We start from the raw sequence: 18,106 nt of genomic DNA, 5'->3' as shown, positions 1-18,106 counted from the left end.
GTGATCGAAACGAATACGACAAGACGTAATGAATCACTGTTACAAGCACTGACTGCACAACACAATGCCATCACCAATAACATTGCCAATGCAGACACGCCCAACTACAAAAAGAAAACGGTAGAGTTTCAGGAAGAGCTTAGACGTATCGTTGAAAATGGCAAAACAGATCAGCTCGCCATGAAACGGACTCATGACAAACACTTTCCTATCAGTGATCCCAATTCTTCCATCGTGAGGTACCGAATTGTCGAGAACAACGAAACAGCCATGAACAATAACAACAATAACGTTGACATTGACAAGGAAATGGCGAATCTTTCGGAGAATCAGCTCATGTATAACTACATGGTCGATCGGGTCAGTGGACACTACAAAAAAATGAAGAATTTATTGAATGATCTGAAATAATGAATGTACAAGCAGCCCGAAACGGCTGCTTTTTTTTGTTGTTTTTCACGTGAATGTAGCTCGTTTGGTGCCATTTTTCGGTATCCTCTCCTGTTCGTAGTATAATGGGGGGAAACGATTGATTTCATATCGAACAAAAGAGGTGCAACATGGCTCCACGTCATTTAAATGCTTTTCAAGGTTCCAAAGTCAGACTCGCGGCCCCATGCCCGGAAGATTGCATGCGTCTCTCCCGCTTCACGGACGATTACGAATATTTGCGCAACATGGATACCGATATTGCTGTTCCATTAACGCCGGATGAGACAGGTTCCTCCTCTGTCCGTCGAGACAACGGCTTTGAATTTGCATTACGTACACTGGAGGGTAACCGATTTATTGGATTCACAGCCCTCTACCGGATTGAATGGAACAATCGCTCCGCCCGTCTGGCGATTGGCATCGGTGAAGAAAATGATCGGGGTAAAGGATATGGCAGCGATGCCCTCGCCCTGATTCTTCGGTATGGCTTCCACGAATTGAATCTGAACCGGATTGCGCTGGAAGTCATCGAATACAATGAAGCGGCTAGACGTGCGTACCTAAAAGCTGGATTCCGGGAAGAGGGGCGCCAGCGTTCAGCAGTTTTGCGGGATGGCATGCATTACGACCTGATCTCGATGAGTATCCTTGCCGAGGAATGGTCGGCGCAGTCTGGGCTTCCATTGTCATTCCAGTCTACTCACACTCCTCAATCTGGGGAAAGGGTAGCGGGTGGTTTCTCACAGCGTAATGGGAACGAACAAGCTGCGCTGTCCCTGTCGGAATTAAGTTCAGATCCAAAAGGTGAATCTGAAATTTCACCTCGCATCGGCGTAGGTGCGGTCATCCTCAATGAACGGGGCGAAGTGCTTCTCGCCTGGCGGAATCGTCAGCCCGAGCAGCATACCTGGAGTATTCCCGGAGGGAAAGTCGATCCCTACGAAACACTGGAAACCGCCGTTATCCGTGAAATCAAGGAAGAAGTGGATCTGGATATTGCCATTGACAGTCTGCTCTGCACAGCGGAGACGATCCAGCCACAACAGAAGGAACATTGGATATCCGTGCTCTATTCCACCAAGGTGATTGGCGGCCATGCTCGTAATCTGGAAGAAGGCGGAGCCATTGGTGAGATCGGCTGGTTCCCATTGAATGATCTGCCTTCTCCACTCGCCTGCTTTGCCGTGCCTGGGCTGGAAGCTGTGAAGAAGTTATACAACCAGAATTAATCTTGGAGGTGCTTGCAAGTGTTGGAGATTCCTCTTCCTCGACCTGTACCCTTCATTCTGCATGAATCGAGTTCCCAATTCGATTGGAAAGGCAGCGGGACGCGGTCACTTCGCAGTCACTAATGAGAACTATCTGCTTCTGAATGAGGGCCAGGAATATGGTCTTCACATTGATTCATCTACGCCAGTTGAATCCTTCTGTATCTTCTTCCCTCCCGGTTATGTGGAAGAGATCGGTCGGAATCTGATTATCAGTGATCTTGGCTACTTGATGAGCCGTATCGTTATTCACCCTCAAGCAAGATGGAGTGGGTAGAACGTACATACGCGATGAATAATCGGCTTGGCGCAGCCCTGAAACATTTGCGGAATTTGTACAGTCAAGACACCTTGGATTCCTGGGCAATAACGGAGCAGCTTCATCAGCTTGCTGTTCACATGCTGGATCTACACCGTAACGTTCAGCAAGAGATCAACGAACTGGATATGATCAGACTTTCAACCCGAGAAGAGTTGTATCGAAGAGTGTATATCGGGCATGAGTATATCTCCGCCTACTATGATCAGCCGTTAACGCTAGAACAGACAGCATCGGCTGCACAACTATCCGTGAATCATTTTCTACGCAATTATAAAAAGTTGTTTGGTACTTCACCCCATCGTTATCTGACTGAATGCAGACTATTGGCTGCGAAGCGGCTTTTGCTAGATTCGGACAGGTCTGTCACCAATATCTGTTATGATGTGGGCTTCGAAAGCCTCGGTTCGTTCAGTTCATTATTCACTAGACGCTTCCATAGCTCTCCTTCCCAGCTGCGGGCAAAAAGGTGATTATGAAGAAGAACCTCTGAAGGGTAACATCTATAATTACATTATCTCATTAGATGGAGGTATTCCTTTATGAATCATGCAGAACAGATAAATCAACTATTTCAGGCTGCACAGGCTGGAGATGTGGCCAACCTGCAATTATTGCTCGCTTCTCACCCGGAACTCACCAATACTGAAAATCAGGATGGGTTAACTCCGCTGGGGTATGCATCTCATTATGGACAAGCAGGAGCAGTTCGTCTTCTTCTGGAGCATGGAGCGGATGCTAACGCCCTTTCTCATTCCAAGATTTCCTTTATTCCGTCCAATACTGCACTACATGCCGCGCTTGCGGGAGAACGTTCGCCAGAAGTTATCCAACTTTTACTCGAACATGGGGCATCCACGAGTATTCTGGACAGCGATGGACAATATGCGTTGCACTCGGCAGCATTCCATACGGATCAGATCGAACTTATCGAGATGTTACTTCAGCATGGAGCTGATCCAAACGCGCTGAACTCAGTGGGCCAGACTGCACTGGATATTTCACTTGAACGTGGTAACACGTCTACAGCTTCATGTCTGCGAGCAGCCGTGGCAGCACAGTAGCAACAATTAGATAACGTGAGCAATCCCGTGAATAACCGTCAGGACTCTTTTTGGAGTACAAAAAGAAGGTCTGACGGTTATTTGTTATTCGATTACATACCTTTTTTCAGAAAACAAGAACCGTTTGACGCCTTACACGGTCTAATACTCAACATATCCAGGAAAGGAGGAGCCATGTGACCCCTACTCAGCTCACCATCGCCGCACAAAAAGGGGATGCCGAGGCTTTTGCAGCCTTAATGGAATTACATCAGAGCCAATTGTACCGTATCGCCTATGCCTACCTGCATAACGAAGGTGATGCGCTCGAAGCGATTCAGGAATCAACGTTCAGGGCATTCCATAAACTCAAAAAATTAAAAGAGCCCTCCTACTTTGGCACTTGGCTCATCCGCATACTGCTCAACTACTGTGCGGACGAACGCAAACGCAAAAGTCGGTTCAGTCCCGTCACCGAGATTCATGAATCCAGCAGCTGGGATCATCCTGCGGACCCCGATCTTGCTGCCGCTGTATCCACTCTTGACCGGGATTGCAAACAGATTATTATTCTGAGTTATTTCGAAGGTTTCTCTTTAACTGAAGTTGCCGATATTCTCGAAATTCCGACCGGAACCGTAAAATCCCGATTACATCGGGCGCTCGGACAGCTCCGTGATCAACTTGAAACGAAAGGAGATGCATCCTCATGACGGATGAACAAAAATCATTTGACACATTGGAAGAACGGCTGAATGCTCGCAAGACGGAATATGAAACCATGCCTGTACCGGATGCTGCCTATCAGGCTGTGCAGTCCGGAATCCGCCAGGCTGCCCGCAAACGAAAGTCCCGGCTGCGCTGGTACATGAGTTCCATCTCGGCAGCGGCCCTCATCCTACTGTTTACCGGATGTATCCGTGTCTCTCCCGCTTTTGCGTCCTTTGTGGAGCAATTGCCCGGCATGGAAGGCATTGTGAGTATGATTCGCCAGGACAAGGGATTAATGATGGCGATCGATAAGTCACTCTTACAGAAAGTCGGTGTCACCGACGAGCATGATGGTGCTTCCGTGACCGTTGAAGGCATTATCACGGACGAGTCACGTATGGTTATTTTTTACACGATGAAAGGCATGAAAGATCCGGAGAAGGGTGGATATGATATCGATTTGCTCGATGAGAACGGTAAAGATCTTCCGGTTGGATTTAGTTACGCTTATCCGACGCCTTCTTTAGACGAGAATGTGTATGAGAATATGATTGATGTGATCTTCACGGATGGAGCCTCTCCGCCCGAAGAGCTGAGCGTTGTGTTTAAGTCCAGAGATACAGCAAGTGCTGAAGAGTGGAAAATGACGTTCCCGGTAGATAAGAATCTTACCAAAGGCATGAAAAAAGTCATTCCTGTGAATCAGACGTTAACAGTGGATGGGCAGCGTATTGATGTGAAACAGGCTACTCTGTATCCAACCCGTCTTGTACTTAATGTGAATTTTGATCCAAAGAATACCAAAAAGGTATTTGGCCTGAGTGATCTTCAACTGGTCGACGAACAAGGCCGCGCGTGGAGAACAGATACCTCAACAGGTGGGGATGAACGCTCCATTTACTTCGAAAGCATGTACTTCTCCATACCGAAAAAGCTGACATTGCAAGGATCTGGCTTCTCGGGATTGGATAAAAAGGATCTGGATCTTTCCCTTGATCTGAAGTCACACCAGATTACAGGTGGCCCTCCTGGATTGAAGATGGTTGGCAGCAAGGTTGAAGGCAAAGATCTAATTATCGACTTTTCTGTTGTTGGCAGTATGGACGGTGGGTTCGTTCTCTCTTTCGGAAACGTTACAGACAGTGCAGGGAAGTCATATGAGGTTCCTGGCTCCAGTTGGAGTAGTGGAGATGGGACGGATGACAGTCATACGATTGTTTCTTCTACTGTCGAAAATGGAGCCAAATTAAAAGGAGAAGTGAAGATGAACATCTCCACCTATCCCATGAAAGTGAAGTCACCATTCTCATTGGACATTCCGGTGAACCCTTAATCTTCCGTCAGCAGGCTGTGATTATTGCAAATATTCTATATAATGGAAACATTCATAATAACGATTAATGATGTTTACAGGAAAGGGTGTTTCCGCAATGAATAATCGTTCCATCCGTTATCCGCAACCACTCGCGCAAGGGGACATGATCGGTGTGGCAGCACCCTCCAGCGGTGTAGGCGAATCCCTGCACCATTACCTTGAGGAGAGCAAACGCAACATGGTGCGCCTTGGTTTTGGCGTGATGGAAAGCCCGTCGCTCCGCCACAATACCAAATGTGTTAGTGCCTCCAAAGAAGAACGCGCCGAAGAGATGAATGAATTTTTCCGCAATCCAACTATTCAAGCCATTATCCCTCCATGGGGCGGGGAGTTTCTCATGGATATCCTGCCACTGCTGGATTGGGAAGCTTTGAGAACATTGCCGCCCAAATGGGTCATGGGATATTCGGATATCAGCACGTTCCTGTTCGCATACACCCTGATCACCGGAACAGCATCAGCACATGGCACCAATTATGTTGATCTAAGATCAAACGCCCTCGATCCGGTGACTGCGCGCTGGATTGATGTTCTACAGACCGAATACGGCGGACAGATCACACAATCGTCTTCCACACATTATCAATCGGCATGGAAACCGGAATCTCCTGGATTTAACCTGGATACACCTTCGCGCTGGAAACAGCTCGACCACTCGGAAGATGCAGACACAGATGTGGTGTTCTCCGGTCGGCTGATCGGCGGCTGCATGGATACGATCTCCAGTCTGATTGGCACGCCGTATGCACCTGTTGCATCCTATCTGGAGCAATACTGTGCAGTCGAAGGTACCATCTGGTATCTGGAAAGTTGTGAGATGAATGCGGGGGATATCTACCGTCATCTGTGGCAGATGAAACAGGCTGGCTGGTTTGCAGGTGTGCAAGGCTTCATGTTTGGCCGACCTGCGGGTTATTCCGATACAGCCGATTTCAATTTCTCTGATGCTCTATCCTCTGCACTTGGGGATCTGGATGTCCCTGTACTGTACGATGTGGATCTCGGCCATGTTCCGCCCCAGCTTATCTTTGTGAATGGAGCATTGGGCAAAGTCGCTTATGAAAATGGATGTGGGAGCCTTGAGACGGCGTTTGTGTAATCACCTTTTATAGGCAGATGCATACCTTGAAGTAAGAACTTATTTTGAGGAAGGGTTGTGCATCATGTCTGAATCCACATCCACGCCATCCACACGTGTCGTGTATCAAGCCAATCAACCGATGCTTCAATCCGTACAAAGTGTGCGGAATATGCTTCATCATACAGCCCGGCAGCATGTAGGCAAGAAGGTACAAGTCCAGAATATCGATGGGCAAGTGTGGGAAGGTGTCATCATCAGTGCAGACCGGGGGATTTTGTATCTCCAGGTTACCCCGATGCATGGATACCCTGAACCGCGTGCCTTGTTTGGACCCACGATTTTGCCGCTTGTGCTGTATGAATTGTTGGTTATCACCCTGTTGATGTAGGGGTATTGTTCCTGTTGATCCTTTTATATCCGAACCTGTTCCACGAAGCTTCGCTCCTGAGATCTTCAAATCTTGGGAACGAAGCTTTTTTATGGTCTTGGCGATGGTGCGGTATGATTCCTTGCGAGCGTGTGAAATATGATACAATGGTGTCGCACCACCCCATATCACTTATGAAACGGAGCTTGATCCGGTTGGAATACATACGTCATGATTCATCACCCGTATCACAAGTCGAGACGGGTATGATTGACAGCAACCCTACTGAACAATCCCGCGTGATTGCCATCTGTCTGCTCGCAGGCAAAATCATGCTGCAAAGCGGTGGTGAAACCTACCGTGTGGAAGATACGATGAAACGTATGGCCGCTGCGCTCGGTTTACCCCATTCACACAGTTACGTTGTGCCTACAGGCATCTTCTTTTCTGTCGATGCAACCGAACCCGCCAAGCTGATTCGTATCTCCGAGCGTACGACGGATCTGGACAAGGTATCCGAGGTGAATGCGGTCTCCCGCCGCATCGGACAAGGTGAGCTATCCGCTCAGGAAGCCCATGAACTGTTGGTGCAGATCGAAGGCAAGCCCTCCTCCTATTCAACGGCTGTGCAGCTTACGGCCGCAGCGTTATCCAGTGGTTGTTTTACCATTATGTTTGGCGGAGGCTGGAGCGACTTTCTTCCGGCGCTAATCTGCGGGGGCATAGGTTATGCAGCCGTTATTGCCTTTCACCGGTTGGTACGGGTCAAATTCTTTGCCGAGCTTACGGCATCCTTTGTCATTGGCTTACTCGCTTTTCTCCTGATCTATATGGGAGTAGGTCATGAACGGGACAAAATCATTATTGGTTCGGTTATGCCGCTGGTTCCGGGGCTACTGATTACCAATGCTGTACGCGATCTAATGGCCGGACATCTCGTCTCCGGATTATCCAAGGGAGCCGAGGCATTTCTGACTGCTTTTGCCATAGGTACCGGCATTGCAGTTGTATTTTCACTTTTTATGTAAGACGGAGGAATGCAGGATATGCTCCATTTTATTGAACAAGCCTTAACCAGTTTTGTCGCTTCAGCCGCGTTTGGGATCATCTTCAACGCACCACGGCGCATGCTGCTCCACGGTGGATTTGTCGGCATGATCGGCTGGATCATCTACATCGTGCTTGAATATGCAGCGGATGCGGTGCCTGCTACACTTGCAGCGACCATAGCCGTAGGTGTCATCAGCCAGGTATTCTCTCGCATGTTTCGCGCACCCGTCATCATCTTCAGCGTTGCAGGCATCATTCCTCTGGTTCCTGGTGGACTGGCGTATAATGCGATGCGAAGTTTTGTGCAAAATGACTACAGTGCCGCTATGGAGATGGCCGCCAAGGCACTCATGTTATCCGGCGCTATTGCCGTAGGCCTTGTGCTGTCCGAGGTATTAAACCAGATGATACGCCGAATTCCCGCCTCACTGCGGACAAAATCATCATCGAAATGATTATTCTTTTCATAGATTCAACACACGTAAGGCCCGTTAGCATACAGGATGATCTCTTGTATACCTACGGGCCTTACGTATCACTTTTCCAATCCATCCTTTTTACTTCACGAACGTATTCTTCACACGTACCGACCTCAGGAAATACGGAATGAAGATACTACACACCAGAATGGATCGTACGATCAGATGAAAAGCCGAAGTTGCATCAAGCACATGCTGTTCTCTTGGGATTTCATTTCGCGCAATCAGAATCCAGGTCACGATGCTTATGATCACATTCATCCCGTACATCACCATCATCACACGTGGAAACTGTCTCTTCCGTTTATATAAAAGAATGAGACTCACAATAACGATCATCAATAGAATGATACTGCTTATGAAGCCAAACCACAGAAGTGGACGAACCATCTCCGTGTAGATCTGAGGATCGACACCACGGCCGACTTCCCATCTGGCAGGGTCCATGATGACATTCACCTGCGATACATCCGAGATGAGAAACACCAGGGCAAGCCAAAGACTGATCTGGATTAAAATAAGCCATCCACCTAATCCGGAGATACCAGGCCGTTCCGGTCTGACACCAGTTTTGGGTTGCAGTGCGTTTATATCCGTATCTGCATCCGAGTTACTGTATTTACCTTCCATTTCATCCTCCTTTTACACTAGATAAGACAACATATTATACATTAAAATCTGGATTCTGTGTATTTTAGAGGACGAACGGAACGTGTTATTCCCGTTTTCCCTACTACCTTGTGCTTACCTAACTATGCACGACTTCCTGTTTCCTGACTAACTACATTTACGTGTAATTTCGTTGGTCTATCCCCATGTTAACCCATAATGTTCCCCGTAACATGCTTATATGTATTCTATCCGTTTCTATCATTACCTTATGTCTCGTAGAGAATAATACCTTTCTATTTAAAAAGAACTGATTCAGGTTCTTTACCCGTCAGGGTCAGCATCGTATACAATTGTCCTCTGTGATGATATACATGCCCCATAATCTCAAGTAACCACTCCAGCCGACTATAGGAGGCTCCCCAGTACGAATCCGTCACATGTAATAACTCTTCCGTGTTAAACTGCCTGTAACGTTGGTATAGATACATCTGGTTATCAATCAAAGCCTGCTTGATCTCACCGAGCGAATGCACCTGATTCTCTACATAGAATTGAGCCATCTCTTCCTCCGAGGCACCTTCGGAAATATAAACATCCGCTCGGCAGATCACAGACAGATGAGCTAGTAACTCTCCAACAGGCCGTTTACCTTCAATTGGAGTCAAAGCCAAGTCTTCTTCCGACAGCTGATCACATATATCAATTAACGATGTTACAGCCACGTCAATATGTTTGAACGCAGATTGAATCAACAGACACACTTCCTTTTTATCCCATTATACAGAACATATGATCGGTTACCAACCAACATATCCCTCCTTAATATATACCCCAAATCTATATAAATTGAACAAAACATTTACACAAAACGGAGAGGACAGAAAGGACCTGAAGAAGCGGAGCGTTCGCCTACAAGCTTTCTACAAGAAAGCTACATCGGAAGCATACGCTATCGCTGGATTCCCTTTATAAAAGGAATCAAAAAAATCTGGGGATAACAGCGATCAAAAGGTTGTTCTGTCATCGGAGTGTACAGTGTAAATATTCTTTAGTTCAATTTATATAACAATCTACGAACAAAAAAAGTCCTTCCTCCTTCATATAGACGGGATTCAGGACATTTTGTTGCCTATTTGTTTTCAAATCTTTGCTCAACTTGAGTATAACGAACAATACGTTTGCTCGAATCGTTCAGCCTCCAAGTCAGACTTGCGAATGAAAAATTGCAGTTCCCCGCAATCCCACCATTGGAAACCAATAGCATCATGTGTATCTATCTTCAGCAGCAGCAGCAGCGTATCGGATAGTTCCTGCCATGTCCGATCCTCATCTCCGCCGTAATACTTGGTCAGCTTCTTCTCACACGCCTGCTCATTATAATCGTACTCTTCTCCCAGTGCGATCTGTAACAAGGCACGATGCTCGGCATCCGGATGCTGCCCGTCAGGATATCCAAACATCCCCCCCCAATTCAGCGTACTTGGATGATTCCAACTCGACTCGAATTCAAGGTAACGGTCATACAAACTCACTTCCGCTTCGGCCTCATCGTTCTCGAGCCTCTGCGGCGATAGCTCATTCAGCGCGTTGGCGTCAATATATGCATATGTAGGAAACTCAAGATTAGGCAGCACGGTCACCGAATGTGCAACAAACGGTGCTCCATCCAGCGCAGTATCACCTTCTGACTCTCGCCTTATCAGGTTATGAGAACTCGGCTCAAAAATCACACGATGTTCAATGGGACTAGCAGATTCATCCGTGCCAACGAAAAAGTATAACATTCCGCGTTCAGGCAAAGTCCCGCGCCCATCATTCGGCGTATACGGCGACAGATCCACCAGGTTCAACTGGGCCAGGAAAGTCATCGGAACTCCTTCTTGTGTTACGGGCCACTCCATGCCACTCGGCAAATCCGGATGTCCACCTACACGTGAGTTTCCTGTCCTGCGATATTCGTCCAGTGTGGATACATCGAGGCGAATTCCCCAGCGGCTTGAGGACAACAGCAGATCGGCAGCAACTCCCAAACCATATTCCTCAAGTGTTTTACGGGCTTTTCTGGTCAGACGTTCACATTGTTCTGGCTTAATCATATAGATCCTCCCCTTTTGACAATACACCTATGCTGAGACATATTCAGGTTCACACCTGTATATTCTTCCGCCCAGTCGTCTTTCCCTGCTTCTAGCAAAAAAAGAGACTGACTTTCCTTGTCAGTCTACTTCCTTATCCTATATTCCATTTAACGATTTGGATCAGAAGACTTTTCCTGGTAAGCGCGCATATGCTCCTCACCGTCCAGGAATTCATGGGCCTGATGGGCTGCCATCACACCATGATAGCTGATATCCAGACCCAAATCCTCCTCTTCCTCTGTCGAACGTACAGGCACAATTTTGCCAATCAACTTTAACCCGATCCAAGTCATGGCGAATCCCCAGATGACCAGGGCTGTAAGGCCAAGTGCCTGAACACCCAGCAACCTCCAGCCGCCGCCCATGAATAATCCACCATCCGTGGCAAACAGACCTACAGCAATCGTGCCCCACATTCCGGATGCAGCATGCACCGGGAAAGCACCAACTGGATCATCAATCTGCCGACGGTCCAGCCAGTTGGTGGCAGCCATCATCAATAAGCCGGATACTGCCCCAATGAATATCGCTGCTACATCACCAACAAAAGCACAGCCTGCCGTAATACCGACCAGTCCCGCAAGCGAACCGTTAATGACCGAGGGTGCATCTGAACGATTGAAGCGGAATAACGTATACAGCAACGTAACCGCACCACCCGAAGCCGCAGATAACATCGTGACAATCGCAATGTGACCAATTCTTACATCCGTCGCGCTGAGTGTACTACCAGCATTAAAGCCAAACCAACCGAACCATAACAGAAATGCACCTACAGATGCCAGTGGCAGATTGCTTGGGAGTGCAATGGCACTTACGCCAAGTGGCGTGTACTTCCCTTTACGCGGACCAATGATAATCGCAGCAGCCAGTGCTGAGAATCCGCCGAGCGCATGGATGACAGCAGAACCGGCAAAGTCCTGCATCCCCAGCTGACTAAGCCAGCCGCCGCCCCATGCCCAGTGTCCACCAATTGGATAGATGATTGCCGTCATCAATATGATATACAAAAGATAAGCACGGAAGTTGATCCGCTCGGCTACCGCTCCCGAAACGATGGAAATAACGGCAATGGTAAAGGCCGCCTGGAACAACCAGAATGTCTCCAGAGATACCGGCACGTCCAGGTGAGACAAATCCCCATTCAGGAAAAATCCCGTTACTCCCGCAAAACCGCCTACGTCCGAACCATACATCAGTCCAAAACCGATGGCATAGAACAGCAACGTTCCAATCGTAATGTCAGCAAATACCTTCATAATAATGTTCACACTATTTTTATAACGCACAAAGCCAGCCTCGAGCAGGGCGAATCCACCCTCCATCAATAAAATCATCGCTGCACTCAGTACGACCCAGACCGTATCAATCCCGGTGCTTAACGTCTCCAAAGTCATGCTTGTACATCCTCCGTTTCACTAAGCTGTCTGAGCTCACGGATTGTATCGGGCGCAAGCTCAATCTCGTCCCGCTCAATGCTGTCCGGATGCTTAATTCGTTCTGCGATCTGATCCAATTCACGTATGCGTCTGCGAATCTGTTCCATCTTGCGAAAACGTTCCTTCACCTGCACCATATACTCTACCGCCTGATGATGGGATGCGGGGCGTCCCGCAAACCATTTGCGTACGGGCGACAACGATTGATAAGCAACCTCTTCCGCTCGACGTTTCTGTTCGAACTGTTCGATCTTCTGCTTGAGCGTTTGGATCTCATTTTCTTTTTTGACCTTCAGCCGTTCGATAAGGTACAATAAATCGGACGATGATATTTGCAATGCTGTATGGTGATACACCTCGTCGATTACTAACATATCATGTCAGGACTCCTTACATATCAAGTTACTTGTACCGATTATAGTTTGCCGGGGTCTGCCCGTCAATCTTTTTTTGGACTTGGGATGGATTTAAATGAACCGTTCATGGAGAACGGCTTTTTTTATTTGGCACAGATTACATCTAACAAAGGCTAATCTTGCCTAGGTTCGCTTTCCCTCTTTCCATTCTCAATGCTTATAGAATAAGCATCCACATTTGGGGTAATGAACATACACAGACTACCCGCATCATAGAACCTGTATATAAGGAGAGGATTCCACAATGTTTACTCGTAATGACAATATACGCAACCAAATCTGGGAAGCAGTCTCTGGACTCGAAGAAGAACAATTGAACCGAAAACCTTCACCCGAGCAATGGAGTATTATGCAAGTACTACGACATCTGAATCTGATGGAAAATGTAATTGGAAAACAAGCCCGCCTGGCCCTCGAGAAGGAACAGACGGTGTCTGTGGACAAAAAACCATATGAACTATCGTTGGACCGCAGCCGCTCCGTCGAGGCACCACCCCATCTTCAGCCTCCAGCAGCACCTGAAGCACTTGCAGACGTACGCAGTGATCTGGACGAATCTCACCAAGCGTTAAACAACTTTGCATTGGATCATGATCCTGACCTGCTGCGCAGCAAGTCCTTTCCGCATCCCGTATTTGGTGAGATGGATCTTACCCAATGGATTGACTTTACAAGTTATCATGAGGAACGTCATCTGGGACAGATCCAAGAGATTAAACAGCAGCTTGGCGTATAAGCACAACCTACACTTTCACATAGCGAAGAATATAGTTGAACGACAAAAAAACCTCCAATCCTTAACCTGGGTTGGAGGTTTTTAATGTTCTTATCTCACGAACAAGAACAACACTTATATTTTTTTGCCCAAAATCGCCAGATCTCTATTCACACCATCCAACACGGCCACTTCGGGATAATAACCCCACTGTTCAAAACCATGCTTGCGCAATAACCCCAGACTCGGTTCGTTATGCCCGAAGACAAATCCAAGAATGGTTGTAATTCCAAGCGCAGGACATGCCGCAAATACCGTTTCGAGCAAACGTCCGCCAGCCCCAATTCCGCGGCATTGCTGATCCACGTATACACTGACTTCCACCGTTCCATTATACGCAGGGCGTCCATAGAACGAGCTGAGACTTGCCCAAGCTACCACATGCCCTGCCTGCTTCATCACCCAAAGCGGACGATGATCCGGTGAATGGTCCTCAAACCACGGAATACGCTGCTCCACCGTCACCGGCTCCAAATCCGCTGTTGCCATACGGCCCTCAATAGTGGAATTATATATTTCCACAATCCTCGGCAAGTCCTCCAGGCGCGCATATTCAATCTGCACATCTTCCAGTTTCATCGCTATTCCTCCATCATTCCAGATCAAACCTCTAATTATAGAAGATATTATAACGGAGAAGAGAAGTCTTCGTCATCCCTAACATGCTGACAGAGAGTTACTCAATCATCACTCTGGGAGTCCCTGTATTGTGTTTCCACGCGTTAACTGCTGACTCTGGTCAGCCCAACGAATGTTAATTGAGCGAGATGTGAACAGATCCGGTCCGTCAGATACCTGGAAATGCAGATGAGCTTCACTGGAGTTACCCGAATTACCCAGCTCACCGATGAGGTCTCCCTGCTTGAGTTTATCTCCTTTTTGGACCGTAACACTGCCTTTCTTGATGTGTCCTGTGATGCTGTATTCCCCATTCCCATGGTCGATCACGACATAATTACCCGCTGGCTCCTCCGGATTCATAACACCCGGTACGTTGTCCGGAAGATCATTCTTGATTTCGACGACAGTACCATCGGCAGCTGCATAGAGCGGTTCACCAAAAGCATAGTAGTTTTCATTAACCGCCGCATCCCCCTGATAACTTGAATGATCCTTCATCCGAACAATATCCAGCGCATAGCGCTGTGTCTCATGCTCGTAATGATAGTTGGACAGTACATTATGACCTCCCCAGAATACATACCATTCCCCCTTCATCGGGAATTGAAACTCTGTTTTGGTGAATGTGTTATCCGTGGATTCATGTGCTTCCAACGGTTGAATAGTTAGACCACCGATCTGATTATCTTCTGTAAAATAAACTCGAAGCCCTTTGGTACCTGTTTCGTCTTGCCATGCATGCTCCCTTAGATGATTCACTTCGGCGTCTACCACTTGCTCCCACGATTTAACGCCCTCAAAAAAATTATCGGCGGAAGTTTTGAACTGTTCAAGTGTTAACGCCTCCTTCAATTCCGGAGAAAACTGACTATAGATTGCATCTTTCGAACCATTCATCAACGTATCGATGAAATTGTCTGGTGTAATAGCCACGCTCGCCTCTGAACTTGAGTTCTGCTCCTGATTCGAATTCTCGCTCGATTCATTATTCGACGTCTTTTCGACTGACTGCTGCTCCGCCTGTTCGGATGTATTCTTGTTACTGTTGCCGCAAGCTGACAGAATCACGCAGGCTCCAAGGGCAATCGCAAGCACCTTCCAATTCTTTCTTTGCATCATTTTCAACATCCCTTCTGCTAATGCTAATCGTTATACTTTCCAGTTAAGTGTACAGAATGAGTCTTATCCTTCGTCTAACCCTAACTTACCAGTAGATAAACTCGTCTGGCCCTTTAACGATGCATAATTAAGATTCCGTTAAGATAGCTTGTACGCAATACTGCCCTCTTGGATGGTATGATTAGCAATAAACACAATGGAAGCATCAGGAGGTCATTTTCAAACTATGGATAACGTCTCAATACTGCTTGTGGATGATGAACAGGCTATTCTGCATATGCTCAAAACCGTTCTGCTCAAAGAGCAGTTTCTCGATATTGATACCGTTACAACAGGCGAAGCTGCCATCGAGGCATGCAACAACAAGACGTATCATTGCATCGTGCTCGACATCATGCTTCCTGGCAAAAGTGGACTGGAAATCTGTCCTTTTCTACGGCAGGTCACCGATGCGCCCATCCTGTTTCTAACGGCCAAAACAACCGATTATGACAAATTAACCGGATTCGCCGTTGGTGGCGACGATTATGTCGCCAAACCCTTTAATCCGCTGGAAGTCGTTGCTCGAATTAAATCATTACTGAAGCGTTATTTACCTTCTAAAACCGCAGCGATCTCAGACCACGTCCCATCTAACGTAAATACGTCATCTCCCAGCACATCGGAAGGCGTGTACGACTTTGGACGGTTTCAAGTGCTGGAGTGGGCTGGTGAACTTCGTGTTGAAGGTGAGTCCGTATCTTGTCCGGCACTTGTGTTCCAACTGTTACTCTTTTTCTGCAAACATCCCAATCGAATCTTCACCAAATCAGATCTATATGAGCGGGTCTGGGGCTCGGAAGCCATTAGTGATGACAATACCGTGATGGTTCATATTCACCGCATTCGGGAGCGCATTGAAGCCGATCCTTCCAATCCCGTGTTTCTCGTAAACGTCCGGGGTCTGGGTTACAAACTGATTCAGCCGGAACATGTGTCACGATCATGAGTATTCGGCGCAGGTTAATGACCCGGTTTATCGGGATGCTTGCCGGTGCAGTCGTTCTTATCATCCTGCTTGGTTCTGTAGCGACTTACTGGGTCGTGCAAAAGGTAAATGAAGTGAATCTGGTAGATGATTTTGCTGCCAACGGTCTGGACCAATTAATTAATACAGCAGAGATCATGCCGGATGATACGATCCGCTATGACCCCGAATTGCTAAAGCAAGTGGATAAATATCAAGGCTGGCTCCAAGTTTTGGATGAACAAGGTTACGCCATTGATGAATACCACACACCCGCCGATGTTCCTTCTCACTATAAACCGGGGGAATTGATTGCATACTGGGAAGGCCAGAAGCCTTTTCCTTATCAGATCGTCATGCTGATCCGGGAGAAAAACGGGAAGAACTTCACCTTGTTATATGGCGAGAGTAACCCGGCCAAGTCCTTAATGAATAACATTCGTTCAGACCTTGCTTTCACCAACGGGAAGCTTAATCTTCAGCCCGACCAACAGGAGGCCCTTCGTGCCGCCAATGCTTATCTTCAAGTATTGGACGCATCAGGAAGCGAACTCTCCTCCTATAACAAACCAGCCATGGGCGTACCAAGTGAATACACCATTCAGGAACTGGTTCTGCAAATTCGCTATCCGAGTCGATCAGGTATGTCTGTTGCAACGTGGTACGACGAACAGAATGAAACCACCTGGCTGATTAGCATACCTGGTGATCCATTGACGACCGGAACTCAAAACCCCTACAGTTTTATTCTGGAACCGGCATTGGTTGTATTGATCGTGTCTATCATCATGCTGCTCATTTTGCTTGCCTTCTGGTATGCCAACCGATTTGGCTCACCCATGCTGCATATGCTCCAATGGTTACAACGTCTGGAGCGAGGACATTACGAGGAACCTGCCGGAGCCTCTGGAGTGCCTCGCAGTCAGCGTCGTAACGGAAAATGGAAACGAAAATACAACGTGTATGCTGAAGTGCTTCGCTCCATGCAGGCCCTGTCTCACACTTTGAAGCAAGATGAAGAACTTCGGAAACAGACCGATTCTCTGCGGGAGGAGTGGATCGCTGGCATAACACATGACCTGAAGACACCCCTCTCCTCCATTCAGGGATATGCTCATATGCTTGAGGCGGATAAGTATAGCTGGACCGCGGAGGAAGTCAGGGAATTCGCAGGCATAATGCTCGATAAGTCCATGTATATGGACAGGCTTGTCAACGACCTTGCCATGACCTATCGATTACGCAGTGGAGGATATCATCCTGTAGTGGAAGAGACTGACGTAAATACGTTGCTCCGTGATCTGATCCAGCGCGCTGAACGGAATCCGGCATATGGAGAAGGTCGCATCCTATTCCAACCTTCCGAAGTGCCTGTGTATGGACTTGTTCATATTCCGTCGTTTGAAAGAATTGTGGATAATCTGACCGCCAATGCCCTTCTTCATAATCCGCCCGAGTCCATCCTGGTTGTCAGCGTGCATTCTGGTAAGCAGGCAGATGAATTCAGCATTCAGTTTGCCGATAATGGAAGAGGCATGGACTCCGAGATGGTATGGAAGTTATTTGAACGATACTATCGCGGTACAGATACAGGTACATCGGACGTTGGATCAGGGCTGGGCATGGCGGTAACCAAAGGTTTGATCGAAGCCATGAATGGTCGTATTGAGGTACAGTCCACCCCTGGTGAAGGAACGATCATTCGCTTAATATGGGATGGGCCGTCCGAAACCAATTAAAATGTTCCGCTTGACCTTTCCATTTTCAGTCTATATAATCGACACTCAATAACACCTGTTCCAATATATTAATATTGAATGCAACACATTTCAGAATAATTTGAATGAGTTGATCT

21 protein-coding genes are annotated in these 18,106 nt (G+C 47.4%); 14 read left to right on the top strand and 7 right to left on the bottom strand.

Features of this window, described 5'->3' with window-relative positions; translation table 11 throughout:
* The 11 genes from flgB to IFU39_RS19510 all read left to right on the top strand — a co-directional run bounded on the left by flgB (position 1) and on the right by IFU39_RS19510 (position 8,101).
* Positions 1 to 411, top strand: a complete 411-nt coding sequence (flgB, locus tag IFU39_RS19565; RefSeq protein ID WP_192134370.1) for a flagellar basal body rod protein FlgB — start codon at positions 1 to 3, stop codon at positions 409 to 411.
* Positions 412 to 560: 149 nt separating this feature from the next.
* The gene (locus tag IFU39_RS33435; protein WP_342345672.1) at positions 561 to 1,661 is read left to right on the top strand and encodes a GNAT family N-acetyltransferase; all 1,101 of its coding nucleotides are present in this window, start codon (positions 561 to 563) and stop codon (positions 1,659 to 1,661) included.
* Between the two features lie 61 nt (positions 1,662 to 1,722).
* On the top strand, positions 1,723 to 1,977 hold the full coding sequence (locus tag IFU39_RS19550) for a hypothetical protein (protein WP_192134367.1): 255 nt from the start codon (positions 1,723 to 1,725) through the stop codon (positions 1,975 to 1,977).
* 14 nt (positions 1,978 to 1,991) lie between these two features.
* Positions 1,992 to 2,492, top strand: coding sequence for a helix-turn-helix transcriptional regulator (locus tag IFU39_RS19545; RefSeq protein ID WP_192134365.1), 501 nt, complete (start codon positions 1,992 to 1,994; stop codon positions 2,490 to 2,492).
* A gap of 69 nt (positions 2,493 to 2,561) precedes the next feature.
* Positions 2,562 to 3,083 (top strand): ankyrin repeat domain-containing protein, encoded by a 522-nt coding sequence (locus IFU39_RS19540; RefSeq protein ID WP_192134363.1) that lies wholly within the window; start codon positions 2,562 to 2,564, stop codon positions 3,081 to 3,083.
* A 176-nt stretch (positions 3,084 to 3,259) separates the two neighbouring features.
* Positions 3,260 to 3,775 carry a sigma-70 family RNA polymerase sigma factor gene (locus IFU39_RS19535; protein WP_240661784.1) on the top strand — a complete coding sequence of 172 codons (516 nt, stop codon included), beginning with the start codon at positions 3,260 to 3,262 and terminating at the stop codon, positions 3,773 to 3,775.
* The gene (locus IFU39_RS19530) at positions 3,772 to 5,106 is read left to right on the top strand and encodes a DUF4179 domain-containing protein (protein WP_192134361.1); all 1,335 of its coding nucleotides are present in this window, start codon (positions 3,772 to 3,774) and stop codon (positions 5,104 to 5,106) included. Before IFU39_RS19535 ends, IFU39_RS19530 begins: the two co-directional genes overlap by 4 nt.
* A 97-nt stretch (positions 5,107 to 5,203) precedes the next feature.
* Entirely contained in the window at positions 5,204 to 6,247 is a 1,044-nt protein-coding gene (locus IFU39_RS19525) for a S66 family peptidase (RefSeq protein WP_192134360.1), read from the top strand.
* A gap of 64 nt (positions 6,248 to 6,311) precedes the next feature.
* Complete coding sequence (locus tag IFU39_RS19520; RefSeq protein ID WP_047842070.1) at positions 6,312 to 6,617, top strand: hypothetical protein; 306 nt, start codon at positions 6,312 to 6,314, stop codon at positions 6,615 to 6,617.
* A 245-nt stretch (positions 6,618 to 6,862) separates the two neighbouring features.
* A complete protein-coding gene (locus IFU39_RS19515) occupies positions 6,863 to 7,624 on the top strand; it encodes a threonine/serine exporter family protein (RefSeq protein WP_091016159.1) in 762 nt (253 codons plus the stop codon).
* An 18-nt stretch (positions 7,625 to 7,642) separates the two neighbouring features.
* Positions 7,643 to 8,101 (top strand): threonine/serine exporter family protein, encoded by a 459-nt coding sequence (locus tag IFU39_RS19510; protein WP_047842069.1) that lies wholly within the window; start codon positions 7,643 to 7,645, stop codon positions 8,099 to 8,101.
* Between the two features lie 102 nt (positions 8,102 to 8,203).
* On the opposite strand, the gene IFU39_RS19505 is transcribed toward IFU39_RS19510, so the two are convergent.
* The 5 genes from IFU39_RS19505 to IFU39_RS19485 form a co-directional block, all read right to left on the bottom strand.
* Positions 8,204 to 8,755 (bottom strand): DUF2569 family protein, encoded by a 552-nt coding sequence (locus IFU39_RS19505; protein ID WP_192134358.1) that lies wholly within the window; start codon positions 8,753 to 8,755, stop codon positions 8,204 to 8,206.
* Between the two features lie 275 nt (positions 8,756 to 9,030).
* Positions 9,031 to 9,498, bottom strand: coding sequence for a DinB family protein (locus tag IFU39_RS19500; protein ID WP_223199881.1), 468 nt, complete (start codon positions 9,496 to 9,498; stop codon positions 9,031 to 9,033).
* 390 nt (positions 9,499 to 9,888) lie between these two features.
* The gene (locus IFU39_RS19495; RefSeq protein ID WP_192134356.1) at positions 9,889 to 10,833 is read right to left on the bottom strand and encodes a DUF1963 domain-containing protein; all 945 of its coding nucleotides are present in this window, start codon (positions 10,831 to 10,833) and stop codon (positions 9,889 to 9,891) included.
* A gap of 149 nt (positions 10,834 to 10,982) precedes the next feature.
* Positions 10,983 to 12,272 carry an ammonium transporter gene (locus IFU39_RS19490; RefSeq protein ID WP_036610695.1) on the bottom strand — a complete coding sequence of 430 codons (1,290 nt, stop codon included), beginning with the start codon at positions 12,270 to 12,272 and terminating at the stop codon, positions 10,983 to 10,985.
* Complete coding sequence (locus tag IFU39_RS19485; RefSeq protein ID WP_036610699.1) at positions 12,269 to 12,688, bottom strand: hypothetical protein; 420 nt, start codon at positions 12,686 to 12,688, stop codon at positions 12,269 to 12,271. Before IFU39_RS19485 ends, IFU39_RS19490 begins: the two co-directional genes overlap by 4 nt.
* 286 nt (positions 12,689 to 12,974) lie before the next feature.
* On the opposite strand from IFU39_RS19485, the gene IFU39_RS19480 reads away from it, so the two are divergent.
* Positions 12,975 to 13,466, top strand: coding sequence for a DinB family protein (locus tag IFU39_RS19480; protein ID WP_192134354.1), 492 nt, complete (start codon positions 12,975 to 12,977; stop codon positions 13,464 to 13,466).
* Positions 13,467 to 13,580: 114 nt separating this feature from the next.
* On the opposite strand, the gene IFU39_RS19475 is transcribed toward IFU39_RS19480, so the two are convergent.
* Both IFU39_RS19475 and IFU39_RS19470 read right to left on the bottom strand, forming a co-directional pair.
* Positions 13,581 to 14,084: a GNAT family N-acetyltransferase gene (locus tag IFU39_RS19475; protein ID WP_192134353.1), complete on the bottom strand. Its 504-nt coding sequence runs from the start codon at positions 14,082 to 14,084 to the stop codon at positions 13,581 to 13,583.
* A gap of 108 nt (positions 14,085 to 14,192) precedes the next feature.
* Positions 14,193 to 15,242, bottom strand: coding sequence for a peptidoglycan DD-metalloendopeptidase family protein (locus IFU39_RS19470; protein ID WP_192134351.1), 1,050 nt, complete (start codon positions 15,240 to 15,242; stop codon positions 14,193 to 14,195).
* A gap of 229 nt (positions 15,243 to 15,471) precedes the next feature.
* Here IFU39_RS19470 and IFU39_RS19465 point away from each other — a divergent pair, with 229 nt between their 5' ends.
* A complete protein-coding gene (locus IFU39_RS19465; protein ID WP_192134349.1) occupies positions 15,472 to 16,233 on the top strand; it encodes a response regulator transcription factor in 762 nt (253 codons plus the stop codon).
* Positions 16,230 to 17,990, top strand: coding sequence for a sensor histidine kinase (locus IFU39_RS19460; protein ID WP_192134347.1), 1,761 nt, complete (start codon positions 16,230 to 16,232; stop codon positions 17,988 to 17,990). Before IFU39_RS19465 ends, IFU39_RS19460 begins: the two co-directional genes overlap by 4 nt.
* Positions 17,991 to 18,106 lie beyond the last annotated feature (116 nt).

The organism is Paenibacillus sp. CFBP 13594, assembly GCF_014842675.1.
GTDB lineage: Bacteria > Bacillota > Bacilli > Paenibacillales > Paenibacillaceae > Paenibacillus > Paenibacillus amylolyticus_B.
This window is presented reverse-complemented; position numbering and strand designations above follow the sequence as displayed.